The 22,091-nt window shown below is 70.6% G+C and carries 21 protein-coding genes and 1 riboswitch; of the genes, 8 read left to right on the forward strand and 13 right to left on the reverse strand.

Annotated elements, in window-relative coordinates; translation table 11 throughout:
• The first annotated feature begins 92 nt into the window (after positions 1–92).
• Together AW272_RS08345 and AW272_RS08350 are read left to right on the forward strand one after the other, a co-directional pair.
• On the forward strand, positions 93–857 hold the full coding sequence (locus AW272_RS08345) for an alpha/beta hydrolase (RefSeq protein WP_066362319.1): 765 nt from the start codon (positions 93–95) through the stop codon (positions 855–857).
• 12 nt (positions 858–869) lie between these two features.
• Positions 870–1,328, forward strand: a complete 459-nt coding sequence (locus tag AW272_RS08350) for a hypothetical protein (protein WP_066362321.1) — start codon at positions 870–872, stop codon at positions 1,326–1,328.
• Between the two features lie 62 nt (positions 1,329–1,390).
• Here AW272_RS08350 and AW272_RS08355 read toward each other — a convergent pair whose 3' ends face one another.
• The gene (locus AW272_RS08355) at positions 1,391–2,524 is read right to left on the reverse strand and encodes a hypothetical protein (protein WP_066362322.1); all 1,134 of its coding nucleotides are present in this window, start codon (positions 2,522–2,524) and stop codon (positions 1,391–1,393) included.
• A gap of 970 nt (positions 2,525–3,494) precedes the next feature.
• Here AW272_RS08355 and AW272_RS41865 point away from each other — a divergent pair.
• The gene (locus AW272_RS41865) at positions 3,495–4,154 is read left to right on the forward strand and encodes a hypothetical protein (RefSeq protein WP_157518433.1); all 660 of its coding nucleotides are present in this window, start codon (positions 3,495–3,497) and stop codon (positions 4,152–4,154) included.
• Positions 4,155–4,255: 101 nt separating this feature from the next.
• The gene (locus AW272_RS08365; protein ID WP_245657275.1) at positions 4,256–6,436 is read left to right on the forward strand and encodes a bifunctional polysaccharide deacetylase/glycosyltransferase family 2 protein; all 2,181 of its coding nucleotides are present in this window, start codon (positions 4,256–4,258) and stop codon (positions 6,434–6,436) included.
• Here AW272_RS08365 and AW272_RS08370 read toward each other — a convergent pair.
• From AW272_RS08370 to AW272_RS08395, 6 genes are read right to left on the reverse strand one after another with little or no spacing between them, the layout of a single operon-like run.
• On the reverse strand, positions 6,400–7,038 hold the full coding sequence (locus AW272_RS08370) for an endonuclease/exonuclease/phosphatase family protein (RefSeq protein ID WP_066362324.1): 639 nt from the start codon (positions 7,036–7,038) through the stop codon (positions 6,400–6,402). The two genes, AW272_RS08365 and AW272_RS08370, sit on opposite strands and share 37 nt — an antisense overlap.
• Positions 7,035–7,979, reverse strand: a complete 945-nt coding sequence (locus AW272_RS08375; RefSeq protein ID WP_066362328.1) for an ROK family glucokinase — start codon at positions 7,977–7,979, stop codon at positions 7,035–7,037. The genes AW272_RS08370 and AW272_RS08375 overlap by 4 nt, the downstream gene beginning before the upstream one ends.
• 21 nt (positions 7,980–8,000) lie before the next feature.
• Entirely contained in the window at positions 8,001–8,426 is a 426-nt protein-coding gene (locus AW272_RS43720) for a DUF5304 family protein (protein WP_066362329.1), read from the reverse strand.
• Positions 8,423–9,571: an ArsA family ATPase gene (locus AW272_RS08385; RefSeq protein ID WP_066362333.1), complete on the reverse strand. Its 1,149-nt coding sequence runs from the start codon at positions 9,569–9,571 to the stop codon at positions 8,423–8,425. Before AW272_RS08385 ends, AW272_RS43720 begins: the two co-directional genes overlap by 4 nt.
• Complete coding sequence (locus AW272_RS08390) at positions 9,568–10,002, reverse strand: SRPBCC family protein (RefSeq protein WP_066362334.1); 435 nt, start codon at positions 10,000–10,002, stop codon at positions 9,568–9,570. The genes AW272_RS08385 and AW272_RS08390 overlap by 4 nt, the downstream gene beginning before the upstream one ends.
• 14 nt (positions 10,003–10,016) lie before the next feature.
• Positions 10,017–10,784 (reverse strand): metallophosphoesterase family protein, encoded by a 768-nt coding sequence (locus AW272_RS08395; RefSeq protein ID WP_218010817.1) that lies wholly within the window; start codon positions 10,782–10,784, stop codon positions 10,017–10,019.
• 176 nt (positions 10,785–10,960) lie between these two features.
• Between AW272_RS08395 and AW272_RS08400 the strand changes: the two genes are divergently transcribed.
• A complete protein-coding gene (locus AW272_RS08400) occupies positions 10,961–12,706 on the forward strand; it encodes an AMP-dependent synthetase/ligase (RefSeq protein ID WP_066362336.1) in 1,746 nt (581 codons plus the stop codon).
• On the opposite strand, the gene AW272_RS08405 is transcribed toward AW272_RS08400, so the two are convergent.
• From AW272_RS08405 to AW272_RS08430, 6 genes are all read right to left on the reverse strand, one after another.
• Positions 12,697–13,815 carry a glycosyltransferase family 4 protein gene (locus AW272_RS08405; protein WP_066362338.1) on the reverse strand — a complete coding sequence of 373 codons (1,119 nt, stop codon included), beginning with the start codon at positions 13,813–13,815 and terminating at the stop codon, positions 12,697–12,699. The genes AW272_RS08400 and AW272_RS08405 overlap by 10 nt on opposite strands.
• Positions 13,812–15,053 (reverse strand): M48 family metallopeptidase, encoded by a 1,242-nt coding sequence (locus AW272_RS08410; protein ID WP_066362340.1) that lies wholly within the window; start codon positions 15,051–15,053, stop codon positions 13,812–13,814. The genes AW272_RS08405 and AW272_RS08410 overlap by 4 nt, the downstream gene beginning before the upstream one ends.
• The gene (locus tag AW272_RS08415; protein WP_066362342.1) at positions 15,050–15,829 is read right to left on the reverse strand and encodes a gluzincin family metallopeptidase; all 780 of its coding nucleotides are present in this window, start codon (positions 15,827–15,829) and stop codon (positions 15,050–15,052) included. The genes AW272_RS08410 and AW272_RS08415 overlap by 4 nt, the downstream gene beginning before the upstream one ends.
• A gap of 95 nt (positions 15,830–15,924) precedes the next feature.
• Complete coding sequence (locus AW272_RS08420; protein ID WP_245657277.1) at positions 15,925–16,428, reverse strand: C40 family peptidase; 504 nt, start codon at positions 16,426–16,428, stop codon at positions 15,925–15,927.
• Positions 16,429–16,549: 121 nt separating this feature from the next.
• Positions 16,550–16,708, reverse strand: a riboswitch (cyclic di-AMP (ydaO/yuaA leader).
• A gap of 263 nt (positions 16,709–16,971) precedes the next feature.
• A complete protein-coding gene (locus AW272_RS08425; RefSeq protein ID WP_066362343.1) occupies positions 16,972–17,934 on the reverse strand; it encodes a C40 family peptidase in 963 nt (320 codons plus the stop codon).
• A 116-nt stretch (positions 17,935–18,050) separates the two neighbouring features.
• A complete protein-coding gene (locus tag AW272_RS08430; RefSeq protein WP_066362344.1) occupies positions 18,051–19,367 on the reverse strand; it encodes an NYN domain-containing protein in 1,317 nt (438 codons plus the stop codon).
• Positions 19,368–19,536: 169 nt separating this feature from the next.
• Here AW272_RS08430 and AW272_RS08435 point away from each other — a divergent pair, with 169 nt between their 5' ends.
• From AW272_RS08435 to AW272_RS08445, 3 genes are read left to right on the forward strand one after another with little or no spacing between them, the layout of a single operon-like run.
• Complete coding sequence (locus AW272_RS08435; RefSeq protein ID WP_066362345.1) at positions 19,537–19,746, forward strand: hypothetical protein; 210 nt, start codon at positions 19,537–19,539, stop codon at positions 19,744–19,746.
• 28 nt (positions 19,747–19,774) lie between these two features.
• On the forward strand, positions 19,775–20,323 hold the full coding sequence (locus AW272_RS08440; protein ID WP_066362346.1) for a GNAT family N-acetyltransferase: 549 nt from the start codon (positions 19,775–19,777) through the stop codon (positions 20,321–20,323).
• Positions 20,324–20,344: 21 nt separating this feature from the next.
• Complete coding sequence (locus AW272_RS08445) at positions 20,345–22,075, forward strand: DEDD exonuclease domain-containing protein (RefSeq protein ID WP_066362348.1); 1,731 nt, start codon at positions 20,345–20,347, stop codon at positions 22,073–22,075.
• Positions 22,076–22,091 lie beyond the last annotated feature (16 nt).

The raw sequence follows: 22,091 nt of genomic DNA on the forward strand, positions 1-22,091 counted from the left end.
CGTGTGTTCGTGTCATCTTGCCACGCCGACTCCACTCGCACGACTACGGCTTAACGTGCGACTATCGGGCATATTTCCCATCGGGAGGTGCCATGCCGTTGTTGCCGGGCGCGGAGCCCTACCACCACGAGGGCGGACCGGTCGGGGTGCTGCTCTGCCACGGCTTCACGGGGACGCCGCAGTCGCTGCGCCCGTGGGGTGAGCACCTCGCGGGGGCCGGGCTCACGGTCTCACTGCCCCGGCTGCCGGGGCATGGAACCACTTGGCAGGAAATGAATCGCACGCGCTGGGAGGACTGGTACGCGGAACTGGATCGGGCCTTCACGGTGTTGAAGTCGAAGTGCGCCGACGTGTTCGTGATGGGCCTCTCGATGGGAGGCTGCATCGGCCTGCGCCTGGCCGAGGTCCACGGGCCCGCCGTACGGGGGCTGGTGCTGGTGAACCCGTCGGTCGTGAACGACAACCCGGCGCTGACTTTCGCGCCCGTGCTCAAGTGGGTGCTGCCCTCGGTCGCGGGGGTGGCCAACGACATCAAGAAGGCGGGGGCGACGGAGTTGGCGTACACCAGGACTCCGGTGCGGGCGGCGGCGACGCTGCCCAAACTCTGGAAACTCACCCAGTCCGAGCTGGCGAAGATCCGTCAACCGGTGCTTGTCTTCCGAAGCCCGGAAGATCATGTGGTCAAAGCGGCCAGCGTGACGTTCCTGCGCGACAGAATGGGTGAGAACCTGGAAATCCGGGAGTGCGTGAACAGCTATCACGTGGCGACGCTCGACAATGACGCCCCGCTCATCTTCTCGGGGAGCCTCGACTTCGTCCGCGCGCACGCCTCGGTACCCTTGACCAAAGACATGTGACCTGGGATCGATGTGACGCCGCAGAGTGACGAGGACGAGGTCTGGCGTCAGATCGTCGCCTCGTTCAACGAAAAAGCCGGAGACGATCCGGCTGATCAGCCATGGCCTGACCGGGAGAACGTCCCGCAGGGCGAAGAACCGCCGCCGCCCCTACCTGACGAGCCGGAAGAACCCAGCGATGAGACGCCGGACGACTCCGGCGAAGACACAGTGGAGGAAGAGGACGGCGACCACTACGTCCCGCCGCCTCCTCCGCCGCTGCCGAAGGCCGACCTGGTGACCAGGGTGGCCTGGACCGCCCTGTTCGGCGGGCCCGCCTATCTACTGCTGGCCGCGATGCTGAAGCTGCCGATGGACCCGTGGATCGTCTTCACGGCGGTGGCGTCCTTCATCGGCGGGTTCGTGGCCCTGGTCGTCCGGATGGGCGACGGCCCACCGAACGACGGCTGGGACGACGGAGCCGTGATCTAGCCCGGACGAAGACGAGAGATGGCCGTCGGCGAGCACGTGGCCGACGGCCATCGTCATGCCGCCTAGCGGACGGGCGGTTCCTTCGGCCCGAAGGTCTCGACCAGGTCGCTGTAGTGGTCGCCTGCGAGCACGTGGCCGACGGCCATCGTCACGCCGTCGGTGCGGACCACCGACTGGAGGCGGACCGAGCGGTCGCCGGTGCCGGCCTCGCCGCGCAGCGGCTTCCACTCCTTGTCGGTGTAGCGGAGCAGGAAGGCCTCGCTGGGGCGGTCGGCGTCGTAGCCCGAGGCCCAGTAGCCGCCGTCGCCGTCGCCGGTCACTCCGTAGAGCTCGGCGTCGCCCTCGGGCAGGGTCTCGCGGAGCCACTTCTTGCCGTCCCAGCGCAGGATCAGCGGGCGCGTGGTGCCGTCGTCGGTGAACACGCCGCCGACCGCGACCGCCCGCTTGGGGCTGGTGATGTGGACGTCGCGCAGGTAGCCGCCCTCGACGTCGGGCAGGGCGACCGGCTTCCAGGCGCCGCCCGACAGCCGCATGATCAGCGGCTCGTCGCCGTTGTTGCCGACGGCCCAGCCGTCTTTGCCGCGCAGCGCGACGCCGTGGAGAACGCCGTCGGGACCTTCGTGCACCTTCCAGGCGGGCCCGCTCGTCACGATGAGCACCCGGCCGCCCCGGCTGCCGACGATCGCCGCCTTGCCGGGTTCCGCCGCCACCGCACGCAGCCAGTCGCCCGCCCTGACCTGCGGAACCACGACGCGGTCGATGCCGCCGCCGCCACCCCGCCCGACATAGGGCACGCCGTCGTGGCCGTCGCCGACCACCCAGACCTCGTTGTCGGAGACCGCGCTGACCGACCGCAGCGGCCCGGCCCCGGTGGCGTCGCCGCGCGTGGGCACCTCGGCCCAGGCGGCGCCGTTCCAGCGGGTGACGATGCCGCGGTTGCGCCAGACGTCCCAGAGCCCGGTCTGCCCGACGGCCCAGACCGCCGTGCCGGACACGCCGCTGACGTCGGCGAGCGCGGCGTCCCGGCCGAGGCGCGCCGACGACGCCTGTCGCACGACCTCGTCAGGAACGGTCGCGGACCAGGCAGAGGCGGTGGACACGTGCGCGAGCGATGGTGCGAGGGGGAACTGACCTGCCAGCAGACCGGCGAGGAACACACACAACGGCACCGCACACCGCATCAAGCGGCGGGGCATGAACAAATCGTACGGGGACGCACGGCCCCCGCGGGCGATAGGACGGAATTCCCCCAGTCAAGACCGCCCCCGAGAGCCACCATCCACTCCTAGATCACCAACCCCAAACCCCAGAACCCCCCAGGTCAGAGGAAGGAGTCCGGCAAACGCGAGACAGCGGGGCGCGGACATCCCCTGGGTGGAACCCGGCGGGCACTCCCCCGAGGCCCTCCGGCCCGCACCGCCACCCATCGCGCGGACATCCCATGAACGAACGCCCGGCGGCTACTCACTCGGCGGCCCTCCGCCCACCTATCGCGCGGACATCCCCTGGGCGGACACACGGCAGGCAATCACCCTGCGGCCCTCCGCCCGCGCCGCCACCGATCGCGCGGGGCCGAAAGGCGCCGGCTCCTCGAATCGGGCGCCCACCAGGCGGGGAAACCTCTTCCCATTGACCCCGACTCATAGCGGGAACACCATGTGCCGGAGGCGATTCTGCACGCGAATTCCTATACCCGGGTCTTCGAATTGATGCGACAGATCGCCCGACGCGACAACCTGGCGCCAGGACTGTTATCCGTATACTCACCCACCGACGGGCGCGCCATTCCACTCGACGAAACCGGTGCGCGCGAGGCCTCGATGAAGAAATGGCAGCCGAACACCAGGTGGCCCCGGCCTGAACATACCGCCAAGGGCACCGAGGCGTGGACCTCGGTCGATGTGCCCGTTCGGGCTCCCTGGAGACATGAGAACGAAGGACCGAATCGGCCACCGTGCAGGACCCGCCAGGTGTGCGCGATAATGCGAGGTTCCGCATTCGAGGCCTCACCATCAGTCGCGGATCGTTACCTGGATCGGCGGTCCGCAGCATAAGTCAGACCGAAAGCCACCGTCCGGAATCCCCGATGCCCGGTCGATCCAAATCGCAACCTTCCCCGAATGAAATCGGTCACTGACGCGTTATCCCGTTCACTATTATTTACTCGTGTCTCCTGAGCGATATCCCACGGCAGCCGTCTTCGTCGACCATAGCGGCCGCCGCCGACGGATGATCATGATGGTGTCGATCGGGTCGAGCGTCCCGCTCCTGGCGCTGCTCGCGGTCGTGATCGGCGGCCTGTTCTCCGACACGAGGCTCTCGGTGAACGGATGGCCGGGTGATCGGCAGGGCGGGACGGCCGACCTGGGTTCACCCAGCCCTGCCGGGGAGGCCCGCCCGAGCCGGTCGGAGCAGCCGTCACCCTCGATGACGGGCTCGGCGGTCCGTCCGACGTCCGGCACCTTAGGCACCGTCGGCCCGGCTTCGCCCTCGGCGAGCCCGCGGCCTTCGCTCAGCCCGGAACCCCCCGACGGCCCGTGGCCATCGCTCTGCCCACGGCCTTCGCTCTGCCCGGTGCCGAGCCGGCCGCCGGAGCCGACCCCCGGCTCCACCACCGGTTCCGCGACCGACCTCACGACCGCCCCCACCCCGCGCCCGTCGAACAGCTCGACGAACGGCTCCACTCCCCGCCCGACCACCAGCCTCACCGGGCAGCCCACGAGCAGCTCCACTCCCGGCCCGACCACCGATCCCACCGCGCAGCCCACGAACGGCGGCGAGCCGCTCAGCCTCGGCGGGCCGGGCAGCGACCGGCCGGGCCGATGACGACGACCGGATCCGGCCGCCGCCCCCGCCCCGCTTCACCCCATGGCACGACGAGACCGCCGCCCAGGGGCCGCTCGCCGCGGCGGCGCCGGCCGCCGGCGGTGCGGCCCGCGCCGCCCCCCGACACGCCGGCCGCGCCCCGGGGGCACTGGTTCCTGTTCGCCGCCGGCCTGCTGCTGGTCACCGCCGCGCTGCTGCTCAACGGCTACGTGACCAACGTCGTCGGCGAGACGCAGCCGGGGGGCCCGCCCGCCGCCGACTTCCGGACCGCCGAACTCGACGAGATCCGGCGCGGCGGTCCCGTCGTCAACCTCACGGGAGACCGGCCCACCAGCGCGCGCCTGCCGGACAGAACCGTCGCGCTGACGTTCGACGACGGGCCCGATCCCGCCTGGACCCCCCAGGTGCTGGACGTCCTCGCCGAACACGGCGCCAAGGCGACGTTCTTCGTGGTCGGTTCGAGGGTGGCCACATATCCCGATCTGGCGAGGCGCATCGTCGCCGAGGGTCACGAGCTGGGCAACCACACCTATTCACACGCCGACCTGACGGCCGTGCCCGGCTGGCGGCTGCGGCTGGAGTCGTCGCTCATGCAGCGGGCGCTGGCGGGGGCGACGGGTCTGCACACGACGCTGGCCCGCCCGCCCTACGCGGCCCCGCCCTGGGCGGTCACGACCCTCCAGTGGGAGAGCATGAAGGGGCTGGCGGCCGAAGGCCATCTCATCGTCCTGACCGACCTCGACGCCAAGGACTGGAGCCGTCCCGGCACGGCGAAGATCGTGGCGTCGTCGCTGCCCGCGAAGGGCCGGGGCGCCGTCGTCATGATGCACGACTCCGGGGGCGACCGGCGGCAGACGGTGGAGGCCGTCGATCTGGTCCTGAAGAACCTGAAGGGCAAGGACTACCGGGCCGTCACGGTGACCGAGGCGATCGGCATGCCGTCGGCGCACCGGCCGGCCGGTGGAGTCGACCGGTTCGTCGGCGCCGCGCTGAATCTGGCCCAGCGCGCCTCGGAGACCTTCACCGACGTGCTGCGATGGGCGCTGTTCACCGCCGGGGCGCTCACTCTGGGGCGGTTCGGCTTCTTCATGGTGCTCGCGGGGGTGCACGCGCACCGTACAAGAGGTGGCCCCAGGGGCAGGGACCGTGCGCACGTGTGGCCGGGCCCGCCGCCGGTGACCGTGATCGTGCCCGCCTACAACGAGGCGGCGGGGATCCAGGCGACGATCCGCTCACTGGTCGCCACCTCCTACCCGGGCGCACTCGAGGTCCTCGTCGTCGACGACGGCTCGACCGACGGCACCGCCGACCTGGCGGCGGCATTGAGGCTCCCCGGTGTACGGGTGATCCGCCGGCCCAACGGCGGCAAGGCGGCCGCGCTCAACACCGGCATCGCGCAGGCCGCGCACGAGTTGCTCATCATGGTCGACGGGGACACCGTCTTCGAGCCCGCCACGATCGGCCGACTCGTCCGCCGGCTCGCCGACCCGGCGATCGGCGCGGTGAGCGGCAACACCAAGGTCGGCAACCGGCGCGGTGCGATCGGCCGCTGGCAGCACATCGAATACGTCATCGGCTTCAACCTCGACCGGCGCGCCTTCGAACTGCTCGACTGCATGGCGACCGTGCCCGGCGCGATCGGGGCGTTCCGGCGTTCGGCGCTGGTGGCGCTGGGCGGGGTCAGCACCGACACCCTGGCCGAGGACACCGACCTGACGATGGCGCTGTGCCGGGCCGGATGGCGGGTGGTCTACGAGGAGAACGCGGTGGCCTGGACCGAGGCGCCCGCCTCGCTCGGCGAGCTGTGGAGACAGCGCTACCGCTGGTGCTACGGCACCATGCAGGCGATGTGGAAGCACCGGCGCGCCGTCCTCGACCGCGGCCCGTTCGGCCGCCGCTGCCTCGGCTACCTGACGCTGTTCCACGTGCTGCTGCCCCTGCTGGCGCCCGTCGTCGACCTCATGGCGGTCTACAGCATGGCCGTGGGCGACCCCCTGCCGGTCGTGGCGGTGTGGGCCGGTTTCGTCATGGTGCAGGTGGTGATCGGCTGGTACGCCCTGCTCCTGGACGGCGAACGCGCCTCCGCGCTGTGGATCCTGCCGCTCCAGCAGTTCGTCTACCGCCAGCTCATGTACCTGGTGGTCATCCAGTCACTGGCGACGGCGCTGCTGGGCGTGCGGCTGCGCTGGCACTCCGTCCGCCGGGAGGGCACCTTCAACGACCACGGGGAGCAGTTCCCGCCGGCTCACGCCGAGCGCAGGTCGGCCACCACCGGCCGGTGATCCGAGGCCTCCGCCAGGTCGTCTTCCGAGGCGCCGGCCACGCCACGGGCCAGCGCTTCGAGGCCTGCACCGGTGAAGATCGCGTCGATGCGCTTGCCCGCGAAGGTCCCGCCTTCGCCGCGCTCGGCGTACCGGGATCCCAGGTGCTTCCACGCGGCCGCCCCCGGCAGTTCGTTCAGGTCCCCCGCGACCACCGGCACCGCGTCGAACCGCGCCGCGACCGTCTCGACCCGGCGCACGATCTCCACGGCATGCGCCAGCCGCGCCCCCGCGTGCAGGTCGAGGTGGAAGGAGGCGACGGCGAGCCGCAGCCCTTCGGCCTCGACCACGGCGAGCGCCATCGACCGGCGTTCGAGGCCGGGGAACCACCGCAGCCGATGGTGTTCGACGTGCGGCACCCGGATCCCGGGCCGGACCAGGATCGCCACCCCCGAGAAGCGGGCGGAGCACACCTGTTCAAGCCCCGTCAGCCGGGAGAACGCCGGCCCGAAGCCCCGTTCCTGCGCGCACAGCACGTCGACGGCCAGCGCGCGGACGACCCGCGCCAGCGCGGGACGGGAGTCGCGCAGGCCGTGGAGGTTGTAGCTGGCGACGCGTATCAGGGCAGCCGGGCCAGGTCTGCCGCACCGGCCACGCCCGCGGACGCGCCGAGTTCGGCCAGTCGCACGTCGGCGACCGGACGGTGGCCGCGGCCGGTCAGGCGCTCGGCGAAGGCCTCACGGGCCTGGTCGAGCCACAGGTCGGCGGCGTTGGAGACGCCGCCGCCGATGATGAAGCAGCCGGGGTCGAGGATGGACGCCAGGTCGGCGAGCCCTTGCCCGATCCACTGGGCCATGGTGGCGAAGGCCTCCAGAGCGACCGGATCACCGGCCCGCCCGGCGTCGGTGATCTCGCGGCCCTCGATGCTCTCGGGGGTGCCGCCGGCCAGCTTGAGCAGGGTCGCCGCCCGGTCGGGATCCGCGGCGGCCAGCCGCCGCGCGTCGCGGACTAGGGCGTTGCCGCTGGCGTACTGCTCCCAGCAGCCGAGGTTCCCGCAGCCGCACTTCACGCCGCCGGGCACGGTCTGCATGTGGCCGAGTTCGCCGCCCATGCCCCAGCGGCCCCGGTAGACGGCGCCGCCGAGGATGAGGCCGCCGCCGATGCCGGTGCCGACCGTGACGGCGATCAGGTGGCTCTCGCCCCTGCCCGCGCCGAAGCGGAACTCGCCCCAGGCCATCGCGTTGGCGTCGTTCTCGACCACGATGGGCAGGCCGGTGAGCTCGGTGAGCTTGCGCTGGAGGGGTTCCTCGCGCCAGGCCAGGTTGGGCGCGAACCGGACCACGCTGCGGGTCTCGTCGATGAAGCCGGCGGCGCCGACGCCGACGGCCTCGACCTCGTATTTGCCGGCCAGTTCCTTGATCGCCTCGGCCACCGTCTCGGCGACCTTGGCCGGGTCGTCGGCCGGAGTGGGTTTCAGGAGACTCTCGACGATCAGGCCGTGGGCGTCGACGACGCCCGCCGCGACCTTGGTGCCACCAATGTCGATACCGATGGTCAGCGCCATGTCGCGTGTCTCCCGTCGGGCTCAGCCCAGATCGATGTGTTCTACCTTCGAACTTCCTGGCGAGTCACCCGGCCCGCGCGGGGACGGCGGGCGTTGCAGGGAGTCGACCGCCTGACGGAAGGCCGCGAGCAGCTCGCTTCCCGCCGCCATCAGATGGTCACTCACGTCGCCACCGGCGTCCCGGCGGGCCGCGATCACCCGGCAAACCGGGCAGGCCCGGCAGATGTACTCCTCGTGATCATGCCCTGAAACGGCCTCGCTCCACACATCCTCCGGGGCGGATGTCGTGCGGGGCCGCTGCGTCGCTCCGGTGACCCCGGAGAAGGCGCCTTTCACGAAGCCCTTGCCGAGCTCCCGGCCGACTCGCTGCTGCAACGAGTCGAGCAGCTTCAACGCCTCGTCGGCGGCCGAGCCGAAGGGGTCGGGACGTTCGTTGCTTTCCGTCATATCTCGAACCGTACCCGGAGGTGGCCGTCGCGGAGCGCCGCCGAAGCGACGTCCCTGCGGGCCAGTGCGGCGGGCAGCGCGATGATGCGCCGGTAGGGGCCGGCGGTGATGATCAGCTCGTCGGCCTTACGGGCCAGATCGATGTCGTTCTTGCCGGCCAGGGGCAGTTTCAGCACGACCTCGTCGGCCCCGAAGACCAGCGGCGGCTCGGCGGCCGGGGTCGCGAAGGCGTCCCAGCCGTCGTAGAGCTCGTCTGCCACGGAGGCCAGCGCGTCGACGCCCACCGGTTCCTCCGGCAGGTAGGGCACCCGCAGGATCGGCAGCGGTTCGAACGACTCGTGCACGGTCTCCATCTGGCGGGCCTGCGCCTCGACCCATTTCGCCCGCCACGGGTCGGCTCCCCCTTCGGGGAAGACGCGGTTGGCGATGACGGCGTCGACGCGGTATCCGTACAGAGAAAGAGAGGTGAGGGTGCGCCGGGCCTCGGCGACCACCACCGCCTCGGGGGTGAGCACCAGCCGGACCGAGGCGTCGTCGCCGGTCAGCAGCGCGCGGACCTCCATCAGGCCCTTGTGCAGCCGCTCCCCGGCGTTGAGCACGCCCTCTTCGGGGGCGCTGACCTTGGCGACCGCGCGCATCACCGGAGCGATGGCGCGCATCACGCGGCGGCCGATCGGCAGCAGCCGGGTCACGTGCCAGTCGAGGGCCTCGGGCAGCGCCAGCAGGCGCAGGGTCTCGGCGGTGGGGGCGCAGTCGACGACGATGACGTCCCAGCGGCCGGTGCGGGCCTGCTCGCGCAGCTCCAGCAGCGCGATGATCTCCTCGGCGCCGGGCAGCACGGTCACCTCTTCCGAGGTGATGGCGTCGAGGCCGAGCTCGGTGAACAGGCCGCGCGCGTAATCCTGCAGGTCGCCCCAGTGGCGTTCCATCGACTTCTGGGTGTCGACCTGCTGCAGGTAGAGGCTGCGGGTCACCTCGGCGGGCTCGCCCGAGGGCGCGACCGCGAGCGCGTCGGCCAGCGAGTGGGCCGTGTCGGTCGACACGACGAGCGTCTTGTGGCCTCGCCGGGCGGCCAGCGTCGCGGTCGCCGCGGCGGCGGTCGTCTTGCCGACGCCGCCCTTCCCCGTGAAGAGGAGAGTCCTCATGCCTTCTCGACGCGCTTCTTCAGCCCCTTGAGGGCCGTGTCGATGATGACCTTCTCGGCCTTGCGCTTGATCATGCCGATCATCGGGACCTTGAGGTCGACCGCGAGCTCGTAGGTGACCTCGGTCGCCTCGCCCTTCTCGGCGAGGCGGTAGCTGCCGGTCAGGCCGGACACCATCTTCCCGGCCTCGGCGATCTTCCAGCTGACCAGCTCGTCGGCCCAGGTGTAGGCGAGCACGTATTCGTCGCTGATGACGCCCGCGTCGAGGACGAACCGGACGGTCGCCGGGAGCCCGTCGTCGCCGACCGAGAGGACCTGCGCCGATTTCACCTGCCCTGCCCACCCCGGATAGGAGGGGAAGTCGGCGATGACGGCCAGGATTGTCGACCGGCTCGCGCCGATCACGATGCTCGACGTGGTGCGATCAGCCATGGCCCGACCTTAGCTCACAGCTCCAGGGTGAACGGTGTGCCGCGTCCCCGGAAATGCCCGACATTCAGGCATTCGGTACGACCTATTCGCGTCCTCGGCGCCAGCGGTTGGTGGACGTGCCCGAACAGGGCGTACCGGGGCTGGAACTCCTTGATGTAGTCGAGGGTGGCCTCGCTGCCCCGCTCGAAGCGCCTGGCCACCACGTCGTAGAGCAGATCGGGCACCGCGGGCGGGATGTGCGTGCAGAGCACGTCGACCGGGCCGAGCGCGGCGACCTTGGCGGCGTAGACGTCGTCGGCGAGCTCGTAGGAGGTGCGGTAGCGCGTCTTCAGGCCGCCGCCGACGAAACCGAAGGTCATGCCGCCGATCTCGGCCGTCTGGCCGTCGAGCACGGTCTGGCCCTCCCGGACGTATTCGGCCCAGAGCGACGGCACGTCCACGTTCCCGTACGTCAGGTAGGACGGCACCGGCATCGCGGCGAAGAGGTCGGCGTACTGGGAACGCACCGCCTTCTCGATGTGCTCGCGGGGGTCGCCGCCGAGATCGGCCCACAGGACCGCCGACAGGGCCCTGGCCTCGTCGAAGCGTTTCTCGGTGCGCAGCCGGATGTACTCGGCGGCCCGGTCGACGCCGAACAGGTCGGGGAAGATCCCCTGCGAGGTGTCGGCGTAGTCGACGAACAGCACCAGGTCCCCGAGGCAGATCAGGGCGTCGGCCCCCTGCCCGGCCTTGGCGAGGGCGTCGGCACGGCCGTGGACGTCACTCACGACGTTGATGCGCATGCCGGACATGATATTCCCGAGCAATTGCTTGTTTTCGGGGCGGTGCCGGTAGGCATTCGGGCGGTCACGGACTGATACCTTGCGATTGACCGGATAACGCCTGTGTGACGGCACTATCCACCGTTCGTGTCACGCGGTAGCGTCCCGGGCAACCTGACCGTCCCAGAGGAGAGACCGTGCAGGAGTACACCGTTCCCGTGCTGGTGGACGTCCCCTTGTCGGCCAACTGCACCGACGCGGTGTTCCAGCGGGCCGCCGACACGCCGAACGCCGTCGTCATGAAGGTGCAGACCGGCTCCGATTGGCTCCCGGTCACCGCGGGTGAGTTCCGGCAGAAGGTCGCCGGGGTCGCCAAGGGCCTCATCGCCACCGGCGTCGAGCCGGGCGACCGGGTCGCCCTGATGAGCCGCACCCGCTACGAGTGGACGATCGCCGACTACGCGATCTGGGCCGCCGGCGGCGTGAGCGTCCCGATCTACGAGACCAGTTCCACCGAGCAGGTGCGCTGGATCATCAGCGACTCCGGCGCCAAGGGCTCGTTCGCCGAGACCGCGGCCCACGTGGAGACCCTCCGTGAGGCCGCGCCCGACCTGCCGCACGTCTGGACCTTCGACGAGGGCGCGGTCGACGCGCTGATCGAGGCCGGGAAAGACGTGCCCGACGAGACCCTGACCGACCGGCGGACCTCCCGGGGCGGCCACGACCTGGCCACCATCATCTACACCTCGGGCACCACCGGCCTGCCGAAGGGCTGCCGGATCACCCACGACAACCTGTTGTTCACCGCGCGGAACGTGGCGCAGGGGCCGCTGGAGAAGATGTTCTCCATCGACGAGCGGGCCGTGCTGCTGTTCCTGCCGCTCGCGCACAGCTTCGCCCGCATGGTCGAGATCGTGACCGTGGAGACCGGCACCGTCCTGGCGCACACCCCGAACATGAAGAACGTGGCGCCCGACCTGCAGGCCTTCAAGCCGACGTTCCTGCTGGGCGTGCCGCGCGTGTTCGAGAAGGTCTACAACGGCGCCGAGCAGAAGGCCACCGCCGACGGCAAGGGCAAGATCTTCGCCACCGCCGCCCAGGTCGCCATCGACTACAGCAGGGCCCAGAGCACCGGTGGCGCCGGGTTCGCGCTGAAGCTCAAGCACACCGCGTTCGACAAGCTCGTCTACACCAAACTGCGCGCCGCTACCGGCAGCCGCCTGACCAACGCCGTCTCCGGCGGCTCCGCGCTGGGCGAGCGCCTCGGCCACTTCTTCCGCGGCGTCGGCATCGAGGTGCTGGAGGGCTACGGCCTGACCGAGACCTCCGCCCCGTCCACGGTCAACATCCCCGGCGCCAACAAGATCGGCACCGTCGGCAGGCCGTTCCCCGGGGTGACGATCCGGATCGCCGACGACAAGGAGATCCTGGTCAAGGGCCGCCACATCTTCGACGGCTACTGGAACAACGAGAAGGCCACCGCCGAGGTCATCGACGGGCAGGGCTGGTTCCACACCGGCGACGTGGGCGAACTCGACTCCGACGGCTACCTGCGCATCACCGGCCGCAAGAAGGAGATCCTGGTCACCGCGGCCGGCAAGAACGTGGCGCCCGGCCCGCTCGAAGACAGCATCCGGGCGCACCGCCTGATCAGCCAGGTCCTGGTCATCGGCGACGACAAGCCGTTCGTGGCCGCGCTGGTCACCATGGACCCCGAGGCGATGGCCGGGGTCAACCTCACCGAGGAGCAGATCAGAACCGAGGTGCAGGGCGCGGTCGACAACGCCAACAAGATGGTGTCGAAGGCCGAGCAGATCAAGAAGTTCGTCATCCTCGACGGCGACCTGACCGAGGAGACCGGCCACCTGACGCCGTCGCTGAAGCTCAAGCGCAACATCGTGATGCGCGACTTCGCCAAGCAGGTCGACGAGATCTACGGCTGACCGACCGGCGCCGTCAGCAACTCGCCGAAGCGGGCGGCGACCTGGTCCCAGGTCCAGTCACGTTCGATCCACTCCCGGCCGCGCGCGCCCATGGCCCGCGCGGCCTCGGGGTCCTGGAGCAACTCGATCAGCGCGCCGGCGATCTGCCGCGCGGAACCGCCGTCGACCACCAGCCCCGTCTCGCGGTGCCTGACCGCGTCGGGCGCGCCGCCCGACGCCCCGGCGACCACCGGCAGCCCGCTGGCCGAGGCCTCCAGGTAGACGATGCCGAGCCCCTCGACGTCGAGCCCGCCGAGGCGGGTGCGGCACGGCATCGCGAACACGTCTCCGGCGTCGTAGTAGGCGGGCAGGTCCCCGTCGGGCACCGGTCCGGTGAACCGGATGTCCTCCCGCCCCTTCGCCGCGCGTTCCAGCGCCGCCCTCCCCGGCCCGCCGCCGACGAGGAGAAGCGTCGCTTTCGGTACGGCCTCCGCCACCTCCGGCCACGCCTCGATCAGCCGGTCCTGTCCTTTCCTGGCGACCAGGCGGGAGACGCAGACCACCACCGGCCGCTCCCCCAGCCCGAGCGCCTCCCGTATTCGGCCACCCCCGGCACCCGGCCGGAAGACGTTCGTGTCGACCCCCGGAGCCAGCCGCGTGAGCTTCCCCGCCGGGATGCGGGCGGTGAGGTGCCGCCGGGTGTAGTCGCCGAGATAGGTCACGACGTCGGCGTGGGCCCCGATCCGCCGCAGCAGCGTGCCGGCGAGGGGCAGCCGTGCCCACGACGCCTCGTGGCCGTGGGTCAGCATGACCACCCGCTCGGCCCCGGCGGCCCGCAGCGCCCCGCCGAGCAGCCCGAGCGGCGCGGCGGCCCCGAACACCACGGTCGAGCCCGGCTGGACCAGCTCACCGGCCCGGCGGGCCACGTCACGCGTCGGCAGCATCAGGCTCGTCGGGTGGCGCACCACCCGGTAGCCCTGCCGGGCGTCGAACTCGGCGCAGCCCTCCCAGCGGGGGGCGTACACGACCACGGAAGAGGCCGGGAGCCGCACGGCCAGGGCGTGCACGAACGACTGGATGCCGCCGGAGCGCGGCGGGAAGTCGTTGGTGACCACCACGACCCGCGTCACGGCACCCGCTGCCCGTGGAACAGCCCCCACGACCGGGCCATCGCGATCCGCTGCGGCGCGGTCGGATGGGAGGAGTAGAGCACGTACTCCAGCGGCGTCGGGCTCAGGTCGGAGATGTTCCGGACGGCCAGGTTGCGCTGCATCGCGACGAACGTGGCGGGGTCTTCGGTCAGCTGGAGGGCGTGGGCGTCGGCCCGGCCCTCGATGTGCCGACTCACCAGGTTCTGCGCCGGGCCCGACAGCAGCGTGGCGAGCGAGACCAGCCCGACCAGCAGCGTGGCCGCCTTCGGGTCGCCCAGCGACGGCACGCCGGTCCGGCGCCGCAGCAGGTTGCCCACCACGAACAGCGCGCACGCCCCGAACGCCGCCCCCAGCGCCCCGACCAGGGTGCCGTGCAGGACGTCGTCGGTCTTGGCGTGGCCGAGCTCGTGGGCGACGATCAGCTCGATCTCCGGCTCGGGCACCTCCAGCAGCGTGTCGTAGACGACGATGCGCCGGGTCGCGCCGAACCCCGAGACGTAGGCGTTGAGCGCGGTCGTCCGGCGGGAGGCGTCGGCGACCAGCACGTCGTCGACCGGCACCCCGTCGCGGTCGGCCATCGCCAGCAGGCTCGCGCGGAGCTGCCCCTGCGGGAGGGGGGTGAAGTCGTTGAAGACGGGCTCGACCACGATCGGGTAGAGGAACGACAGCGCGAGCGTCAGCGTGAACGCCCCGATCGAGGCGGGGATCCACCAGCGGCGCGGCCACCGGCGGGCCAGCGCGATGACCACCACGACCATCACCGCCGACAGCAGCAGCTGGAGGGCGAAGTTCTTGAGCCGGTCGGCGGTCCAGGTGCCCCAGGTCTGGGTCGACAGGCCGTAGTCGCGCAGGACCGTCTCGAACCACATGCCGAGCGGCCACCGGATCGCCAGCGACACCAGATAGACCCCGGCCACCCCGATGAGCGCCCGCAGCCACCACGGTCCCTTGAGACGGCCGATGAGCCGGGCCCCGAGCGGGGTCGCGACCAGCACCGCGGCGATCACGAGCGAGACGCCGAGCGAGAGGTAGGACGGCGCGCTCGTCGCCGCGTCGAAGGCGTCGGCGCGGGCGATCTGGGCGGCGCCGAAGTCACGGACCGGATCGGGCGTCACCTCGGCCGCCCCGGCCGGAAGCACGCGCCAGGGCGTGGTCAGCGCCACCACCGCGACGATCGCCACCCCGAGCCCGGCCAGCCCTATGGCCGCAGCTTTCATCCCCGTACGTTCCACTCCGCCTCCGGAACACTTCGTATCACGTAGTCGACCCAAGCCGCGGTCAGCTCGGCCTCGCCGACGCCGAGCGTCTGTTCGAGCGCCGTGGCCGGATCGGCCCGCGCCGCGCGGTAGAGCGCGGTCAGTCTCGCCTCGCCGTAGTGCTCGGCGATGTAGCGACAGGCCAGCCAGGCCTCCTGGTAGGCCTGGGGGACCCGCGCGCCCCCTGCCGTGAAGTCGGCCCGGGTCGGCAGTTCCCGTGGCGCCTGAGGGTCTGTGGCGAGCTCGGCGGCGATCGTCCCGGTGGACAGGCCGCTGTCACGGTAGCCGACGTAGTCGGCGTAGCCCTCCACCAGCCACACGGGCATCTCCGGACTGGTCGCGGCGCCGGTGGCGACGTGGGTGAGCTCGTGGGCCAGCACGATCACCCTCCCCTGCGGCGACAGCGACGCCCAGCTCCGGGGTTCGATCACCACGAAATCGGGGCCCGCCAGGGCGGCCATGCCGGTCACCGGGGCGGGGCGGGCGATCTCGGCGGCCTCCTCCGTCGTGGCGGGCGCCAGGACGGTGGCGGTCACCTCGGAGCCCCAGACGCGGGCGACGGCCTCGGCCGCCCGGTCGGCCTGCCCGGCCAGCTCGGGGAAGCGCTCGTCGGCCGCCAGCACCTGGATGTGGCCTGCGTGGACGGCGAAAGGCCAGCTCTGCCCGTACAGGACCTTCGGGGGTTGCCCGGCGGACAGGACGGCCAGCAGCGCACCGACCGTGACCAGGAACCGCATGTCAACGGATACTACAAACGAAAACACCGCGGCCCCGCCCGCCGGGAAGGTGGCGGACGGGGCCGATCGGTACTTCGATCCGGGTTGAAACTGGGTTAGAACCCGGGCCGAACCGCGCCTACGAAGGTGCGCTTGCGGTAGGTGTCCAGCTTGTCGATCCGCACCCGGGAACCGGAGTTCGGGGAGTGGATCATCTTGCCGTGGCCGACGTACATGCCTACGTGGCCGCCGCCGCTGGTGAAAACGAGATCGCCCGGCTTCATCGCCGTCCAGCTGATCTTCTTCTTCACCGAGCTCTTCTGGGACCAGGTCGTACGGGGCAGTTTGACGCCCGCCTTGCGCCAGGCGAACTGGACCAGGCCGGAACAGTCGAAGGAGCCGGGACCGGTGGCACCCCATCGGTAGGGGTCACCGATCTGCTTCTTCGCCATCGCGACCGCCTTGCCGGCCAGGACCCGCTGACGCTGGGCCTTGCTCAGCTTCTTGACGCGCTTGGCCGACTTGCTCTTGGTCTGGCTCTTGGTGGCCGAGGGAGCGGCGGGCGCCGCCTCTCCCGAGACCGGGACCGCCATGGTGTTCCTCGTGACGGTGACCGTCACCTCATCGGCCCGCGCGGGTGGCGCCGTGACCGCCCCGACCGAAGCCGTGAGCGCGACGCCGCCAAGGGAGATGCGGGCGATGCGAGACAGACATGCGGGGGTCGTTGACAGGATTGCTCCTAGTGTCTTCCTCTGATGCCTACCGGGTTAGCTGACGGATTCGGGCAGGGAAGTCGCCCTACGGCGAAATTGACGCCGATTCACCCCTGGCTCCACTGGGGAACCTTTTGGGTCCCCGGCTCCATGCCTCCTGGCTGCATGGACTCGGCCGTGCCGCGGTGATCTGCGACACATGGATCTTTATTAAGACATCCGAGCCTTCGCACCGGACTCTCCTCGGACGGCATGGATTGCTCGTCGCGAAGCCAGAAGTTACCGACTCAGCCATTAGTCGGCAAAGTTTTGGCGAAAGATAAAGATCAGGTAAACACGCGCACTATTCGAAAACGCCTGCATATGACGGCATTTCGAGGGGTGATGTGACTCTCGTCACACCCCTTGGTGCACAGTGTGAAATAAGCCCCAGAAGTCGCACAAGACACACTAAGGACGAACGGCCTTGTCGGGGTTGTACTGAGCCAGAGGCGTGATTTTCACCACGTCACCCGTCTGGGGTGCGTGGACCACCGAGCCCTGTCCGGTATAGAGGCCGACGTGTCCGAAACCGCTGTGCCAGACGAGGTCGCCGGCCTGCAGATCACTGATCTGCACCTGGCGGTTCTTGCCCCACGCCCACTGCTCGTAGCTGGTACGCGGCAGGCTCACCCCGCCTGCCCGCCAGGAGGCCTGGACCAGACCTGAGCAGTCCCAGGCGCCGGGGCCGGTGCCGCCGTACTGGTAGGGCTTGCCGATCTGGGCGAAGGCGAAGTCGAGGGCGGCGCGGGCGTTGCCGGAGGCCGGGCCCGAGTAGACCTGGCCGGTGCTCTGGGGGTTGCCCGGGTTGAAGGCGCCGAGCTCGCGGAGCAGCTTCATCTGCTCGTCGACCATCTTGTCGGTCTTCTTCTTCTTGGCCGCCAGGTCGGTGCGGACCTCGGTGGCGTCCTCGAAGGCGGTCTTGCGCTGGTCGCGCTGCTCCTTCAGGCCCGCGATGGCGCCCTCGTACTCCTCGAGCCGGAGCTGGCGGCTGGTGGCGAGCTGGTTGAGGATCGCCATGCCGCTGAGCGCCGTCAGGGGGTCGCCGGTGCCGAACATGCCGGACATGCCGCGCACCTCGCCGGTCTGGTAGCTGGAGACCGCCAGGCCCACCACGCCGACGCGGAGCGTCTCGACCTTCACGTTCTGCTTCTTGAAGGAGGAGTTGATCAGGTCGTACTGCTTCTTGGACTTCTTGTACTTCTCGTTGGCGGCGTTGTAGTCCTCGACCAACTGGTCGGCCTGCTTGTTCAGCTTCGCGAGCTTCGCCTTCGCCTGGGGAATGGTCGGCTTTGGATCGGCCGCCGCCCCCGCGATCGGAAGAAGCAGCACGAACGCCGTAAAACCGGCCACGGCCGGTACCCGCCCACGCACGCCCGAAACCCCCTCCATACCGGACAGACCTGGGTCGGGACTTTACTCAGGGGATCAAGTACCCTCAACCGATTCGCAACTATTCGCGCAGGTCATCACGGTTGGCGACGACGTGATCACGCACGGCCAAGGCGACGGAGGAGCAGAACGGAAGGAACGGGACGGGCACCCATTTTTCGGACAGACACTCCGACCTCCCGGTCGGAGGACACGACGGCGATGGCCCGGCCCTGCGGCTCGATCTGCACCATCTGCCGGATGAGGTCGTCGGCTATCTGACCGGGCGCGCTGAACGCCACCCGCACCCCCCGTGGCTGCGACACCTGCACGGGACCGTCGAGCTCCGCGCCGTCGAACACGCACGTGATCTCCACCCGGACCTGCACGGCCAGCCCGCCCAGCCCGGTCAGCAGGCGTTGCCGCTGGTCGGCGAGGGTGAGGGTGCCGTAACCGCTCTTGGTCACGTTGTAGCCGTCGATGATCAGGTGGAGGTTCGGTATCGCGAGGAGCTGGTCGAGCAGCTGCGGGTCGTCGTCGGCCAGCGCACGGGCCGGCACGTCGCGGACCGAGGGGGCGGTGCCGCTGACGGCGGTGACGTAGTCGGCCGGTCTGCTGATCGTGGTCGGCAGCGCCAGTTCCTTGCGCAGGCCCTTGGCGGCGTCTTCGAGGGCGTCCATGAGCACCCGGATGCGGGCGTCTTCGACGGACCGGCCCTCGCGGGCGGCGCGGCGGCTGGCCTCCAGATGCCGCTCGGCCTCGGTCAGGCGCTCCTTGAGGCGGCGGACCTCGGTCTCGGCGGCGGCCCCGGCCCCGGCGACCCGGGCGCGGGCGTCGGCGGTGGCCGCCTCGAGCTCCGCGGCCCTCTGCTCGGCGGCCTTGGCCCGCTCGCGGGCGTCGTGGAGCTTGCGGCGCAGGTCGGTGTTCTCGGCGCGGGCGGTCTTGAGCTGATCGCGGACGCGGTCGATCTCTTCCTTGGCGGCCGTGCGCTGCTGGGCGAGCTGTTCCTTCAGCCGCCCCTCGGCCTGCTCACGCTGCGTGTCGAGCGCGGCGGCCTGATCGAGGTCTTCGCGCGCCAGTTCGACCATCCCGGCCCACCCGGGCGGGCGGGTCAGATAGGCTGCCGCCGCGACCAGAACGGGCTCGGCGGCGGGCGGAACCGTCTCTTCCGCGAGTGCGGCGACCAGTTCGGGCCAGGCCTGGGTGAGCGCCTCGGCGACCAGTTCGCGGAACTTCTTGTCGTTCTCGAGCTGAGCCGCGATGGGAGCCGACCCCAGGCGGGCGCGCTTGCGAGGCTCGAACTTGGCGACGGCACGCAACGGCGCAGGCACGGTCGCGGCGGGCATCGTCCCCAACACCTGGGCCGCCAATTCGACGACGTGTGTTCGCACCTGCTCGGGCAGGGGACGAGACAGGCCCTCTCCGGCTGAACTCATCCCTGCTGCTCTCTTCCTGTCCTGGTCGTTCATTCAAGAGTACGGCTCTGCGAGGCCACTACATCACGTTCAGCGACGTGAACGGGGAGCAAGTAGGACACGGACCACTTGTCTCATAAATCGCTCACGTTACGTCAAGGAATGGTCACGTGATGTCACAATGACTGGCGTGACGATCGCGAGTGACCATCTGCGCCGGCTCGCCGCAGAGATGGACGACGTGCTGGAACCCGTGTGGGCGCTGCGGGCCTTCCCCAAGTGGACCGGCCCGGCCGCCCAGCGCTTCGACGTCGAGCTCCACCGCCACCGGGCCCTGCTGGCGGCCCTGTCGACGGAGGCCGCGCTGGTGGCGATACACATGGATAAAGAAGTCGCTTGAGCTGTTTGTCCCGGTTTAGTCTGCTCGGATGTTCCAGCCCGCGCTGCCCATCGAAACGCCCCGCCTGGTGCTGCGGCCCTTCACCCTCGACGACCTGACCGAGCTCCACGCCATCCACTCCCGCGCCGACGTCGCCCGCTTCCTCTACTGGGAGCCGCGCGACCTCGAACAGGTGCGCACAGCGCTGATCGACAAGGCGGCCACCACCGAGCTCACCGGCGAGGGCCAGGCGCTCGTCCTGGCGGTGACGCTCCGCGAGACCGGCGACCTGATCGGCGAGGTGGTGCTGTTCTGGCGCAGCGCCGAACACCGGCAGGGCGAGATCGGCTACATCTTCCACCCCGGCCACCACGGCAGGGGCTACGCGACCGAGGCGACGCGGGAGATGCTCCGCCTGGGGTTCGACGGCCTAAAGCTGCACCGGATCGTGGCCCGCTGCGACGGCCGCAACGACGCATCGACCAAGGTGATGGAACGGCTCGGCATGCGCAAGGAGGCCCATTTCGTGGAGAACGAGATGGTCAAGGGCGAGTGGACCGACGAGATCGTCTACGCGATGCTGCGGGGCGAATTCTAGGAAGTGTCGGTGGGGCCACCTATGGTCGTCTGCGTGGAACAGGGCACGCTGGACGATCTGGGCACCCCCCTCGTCGACGTCACCTTCGTGGTGTTCGACCTGGAGACGACCGGCACCTCCCCCGCCGAGTGCGCGATCACCGAGATCGGCGCGGTCAAGGTGCGCGGTGGGGCGGTGCTGGGCGAGTTCGCCACCCTGGTCGACCCCGGCGGCCCGATCCCGCCGTTCGTGTCGGTGCTGACCGGCATCACCGACGCGATGGTGGTGGCGGCGCCGAAGATGGCCGAAGTGCTGCCGAGCTTCCTCGAGTTCATCAAGGGCGCCGCCCTGGTCGCCCACAACGCCCCGTTCGACATGGGCTTCCTCAAGGCCGAGTGCGCCCGTCAGGGCTACCCCCCGCCGGTCAACGCGGTCGTCGACACCGCCGACCTGGCCCGCCGGGTGCTGACCCGCGACGAGACCCCCAACTGCAAGCTGGGCACGCTGGCCAGGTTCTTCCGCAGCGGCGTCGAACCCTGCCACCGCGCCCTCGCCGACGCCCAGGCGACCGTCGACGTGCTCCACGGGCTGATCGGCCGGGTCGGCAACCTGGGCGTCCACTCGCTGGAGGAGCTCAAGGGCTTCGTCCGGATGCCCACCCCCGAACAGCGCCGCAAGCGCCACCTGGCCGACGGCGTGCCCGACAAGCCGGGGGTGTACGTCTTCGAAGACGTCCGCGGCGAGGCGCTCTACGTGGGCAAGAGCCGCAGTCTGCGCACCCGCGTGCGCAGCTACTTCACCGCCGGCGAGACCCGGCCGAGGGTCCGGGAGATGGTCGGCATCGCCGAGCGGGTGCGCCACATCGTGTGCGCGACCCCGCTGGAGGCGGAGATCCGCGAATTACGCATGATCGGCCAGACCAAGCCCCGCTACAACCGGCGGTCCCGGTTCCCCGAGCGGGTCGTCTGGCTGAAGCTGACCGACGAGCCGTTCCCCCGCCTGAGCATCGTGCGCGACCTGAAAGACGACGGCGCCACCTACCTGGGCCCGTTCGGCAGCAGCCGCACCGCCGACGACGCCCGCACCGCCATCCACGAGGCGCTCCCCCTGCGGCAGTGCACCGAACGCCTGTCCCTCACCGTCAGGCGCAGCGCCTGCGCGCTGGCCGAGATGGGCAAGTGCGGTGCCCCCTGCGAGGGCCGGGAGAGCCACGACGACTACGCCCGCCACGTCACGGCGGCCCGCCACGCCATGCTGCTCGACGGCAGCAGCGTGTTCTCCGCCGTCGAGGCCCGGATGGACCGCCTGTCGGCCGAGCAGCGCTACGAGGAGGCGGCGGTCGACCGTGACCGCCTGGCCGCCTACGTCCGCGCCGTCGCCCGCATGCAGCGGCTGACCGGCCTCACGAGCATCGACCAGATGGTGGCCGCCAGCCCCGGGAAGGACGGCGCCTGGGACATCCACGTGATCCGCCGCGGCCGGCTGACCGCCGCCGGGGTGATGCCGCGCGGCGCCCACCCGGTCCCCTACGTCGAGGCCCTGGTCGCGACCGCCGAGACGGTGCTCCCCGGCCCCGGCCCCACCCCGGCGGCCAGCGCCGAGGAGACCGAGACGATCCTGCGCTGGCTCGAGTCGCCGGGGGTCCGGCTGGTCCGGGTCGAGGGCGGCTGGAGCCTGCCCGCGTTCGGCGCCGCCCGGCTCAAGAAGCGCATCGACCGGGCGTACGACCAGGGAGGTTCCCGGTCGCCCAGGGAGGGCAGACCGCTGCGATAGGTTGGGGCCCTCGGAA

It is taken from the genome of Herbidospora mongoliensis, from assembly GCF_001570545.1.
Classification (GTDB): domain Bacteria; phylum Actinomycetota; class Actinomycetes; order Streptosporangiales; family Streptosporangiaceae; genus Herbidospora; species Herbidospora mongoliensis.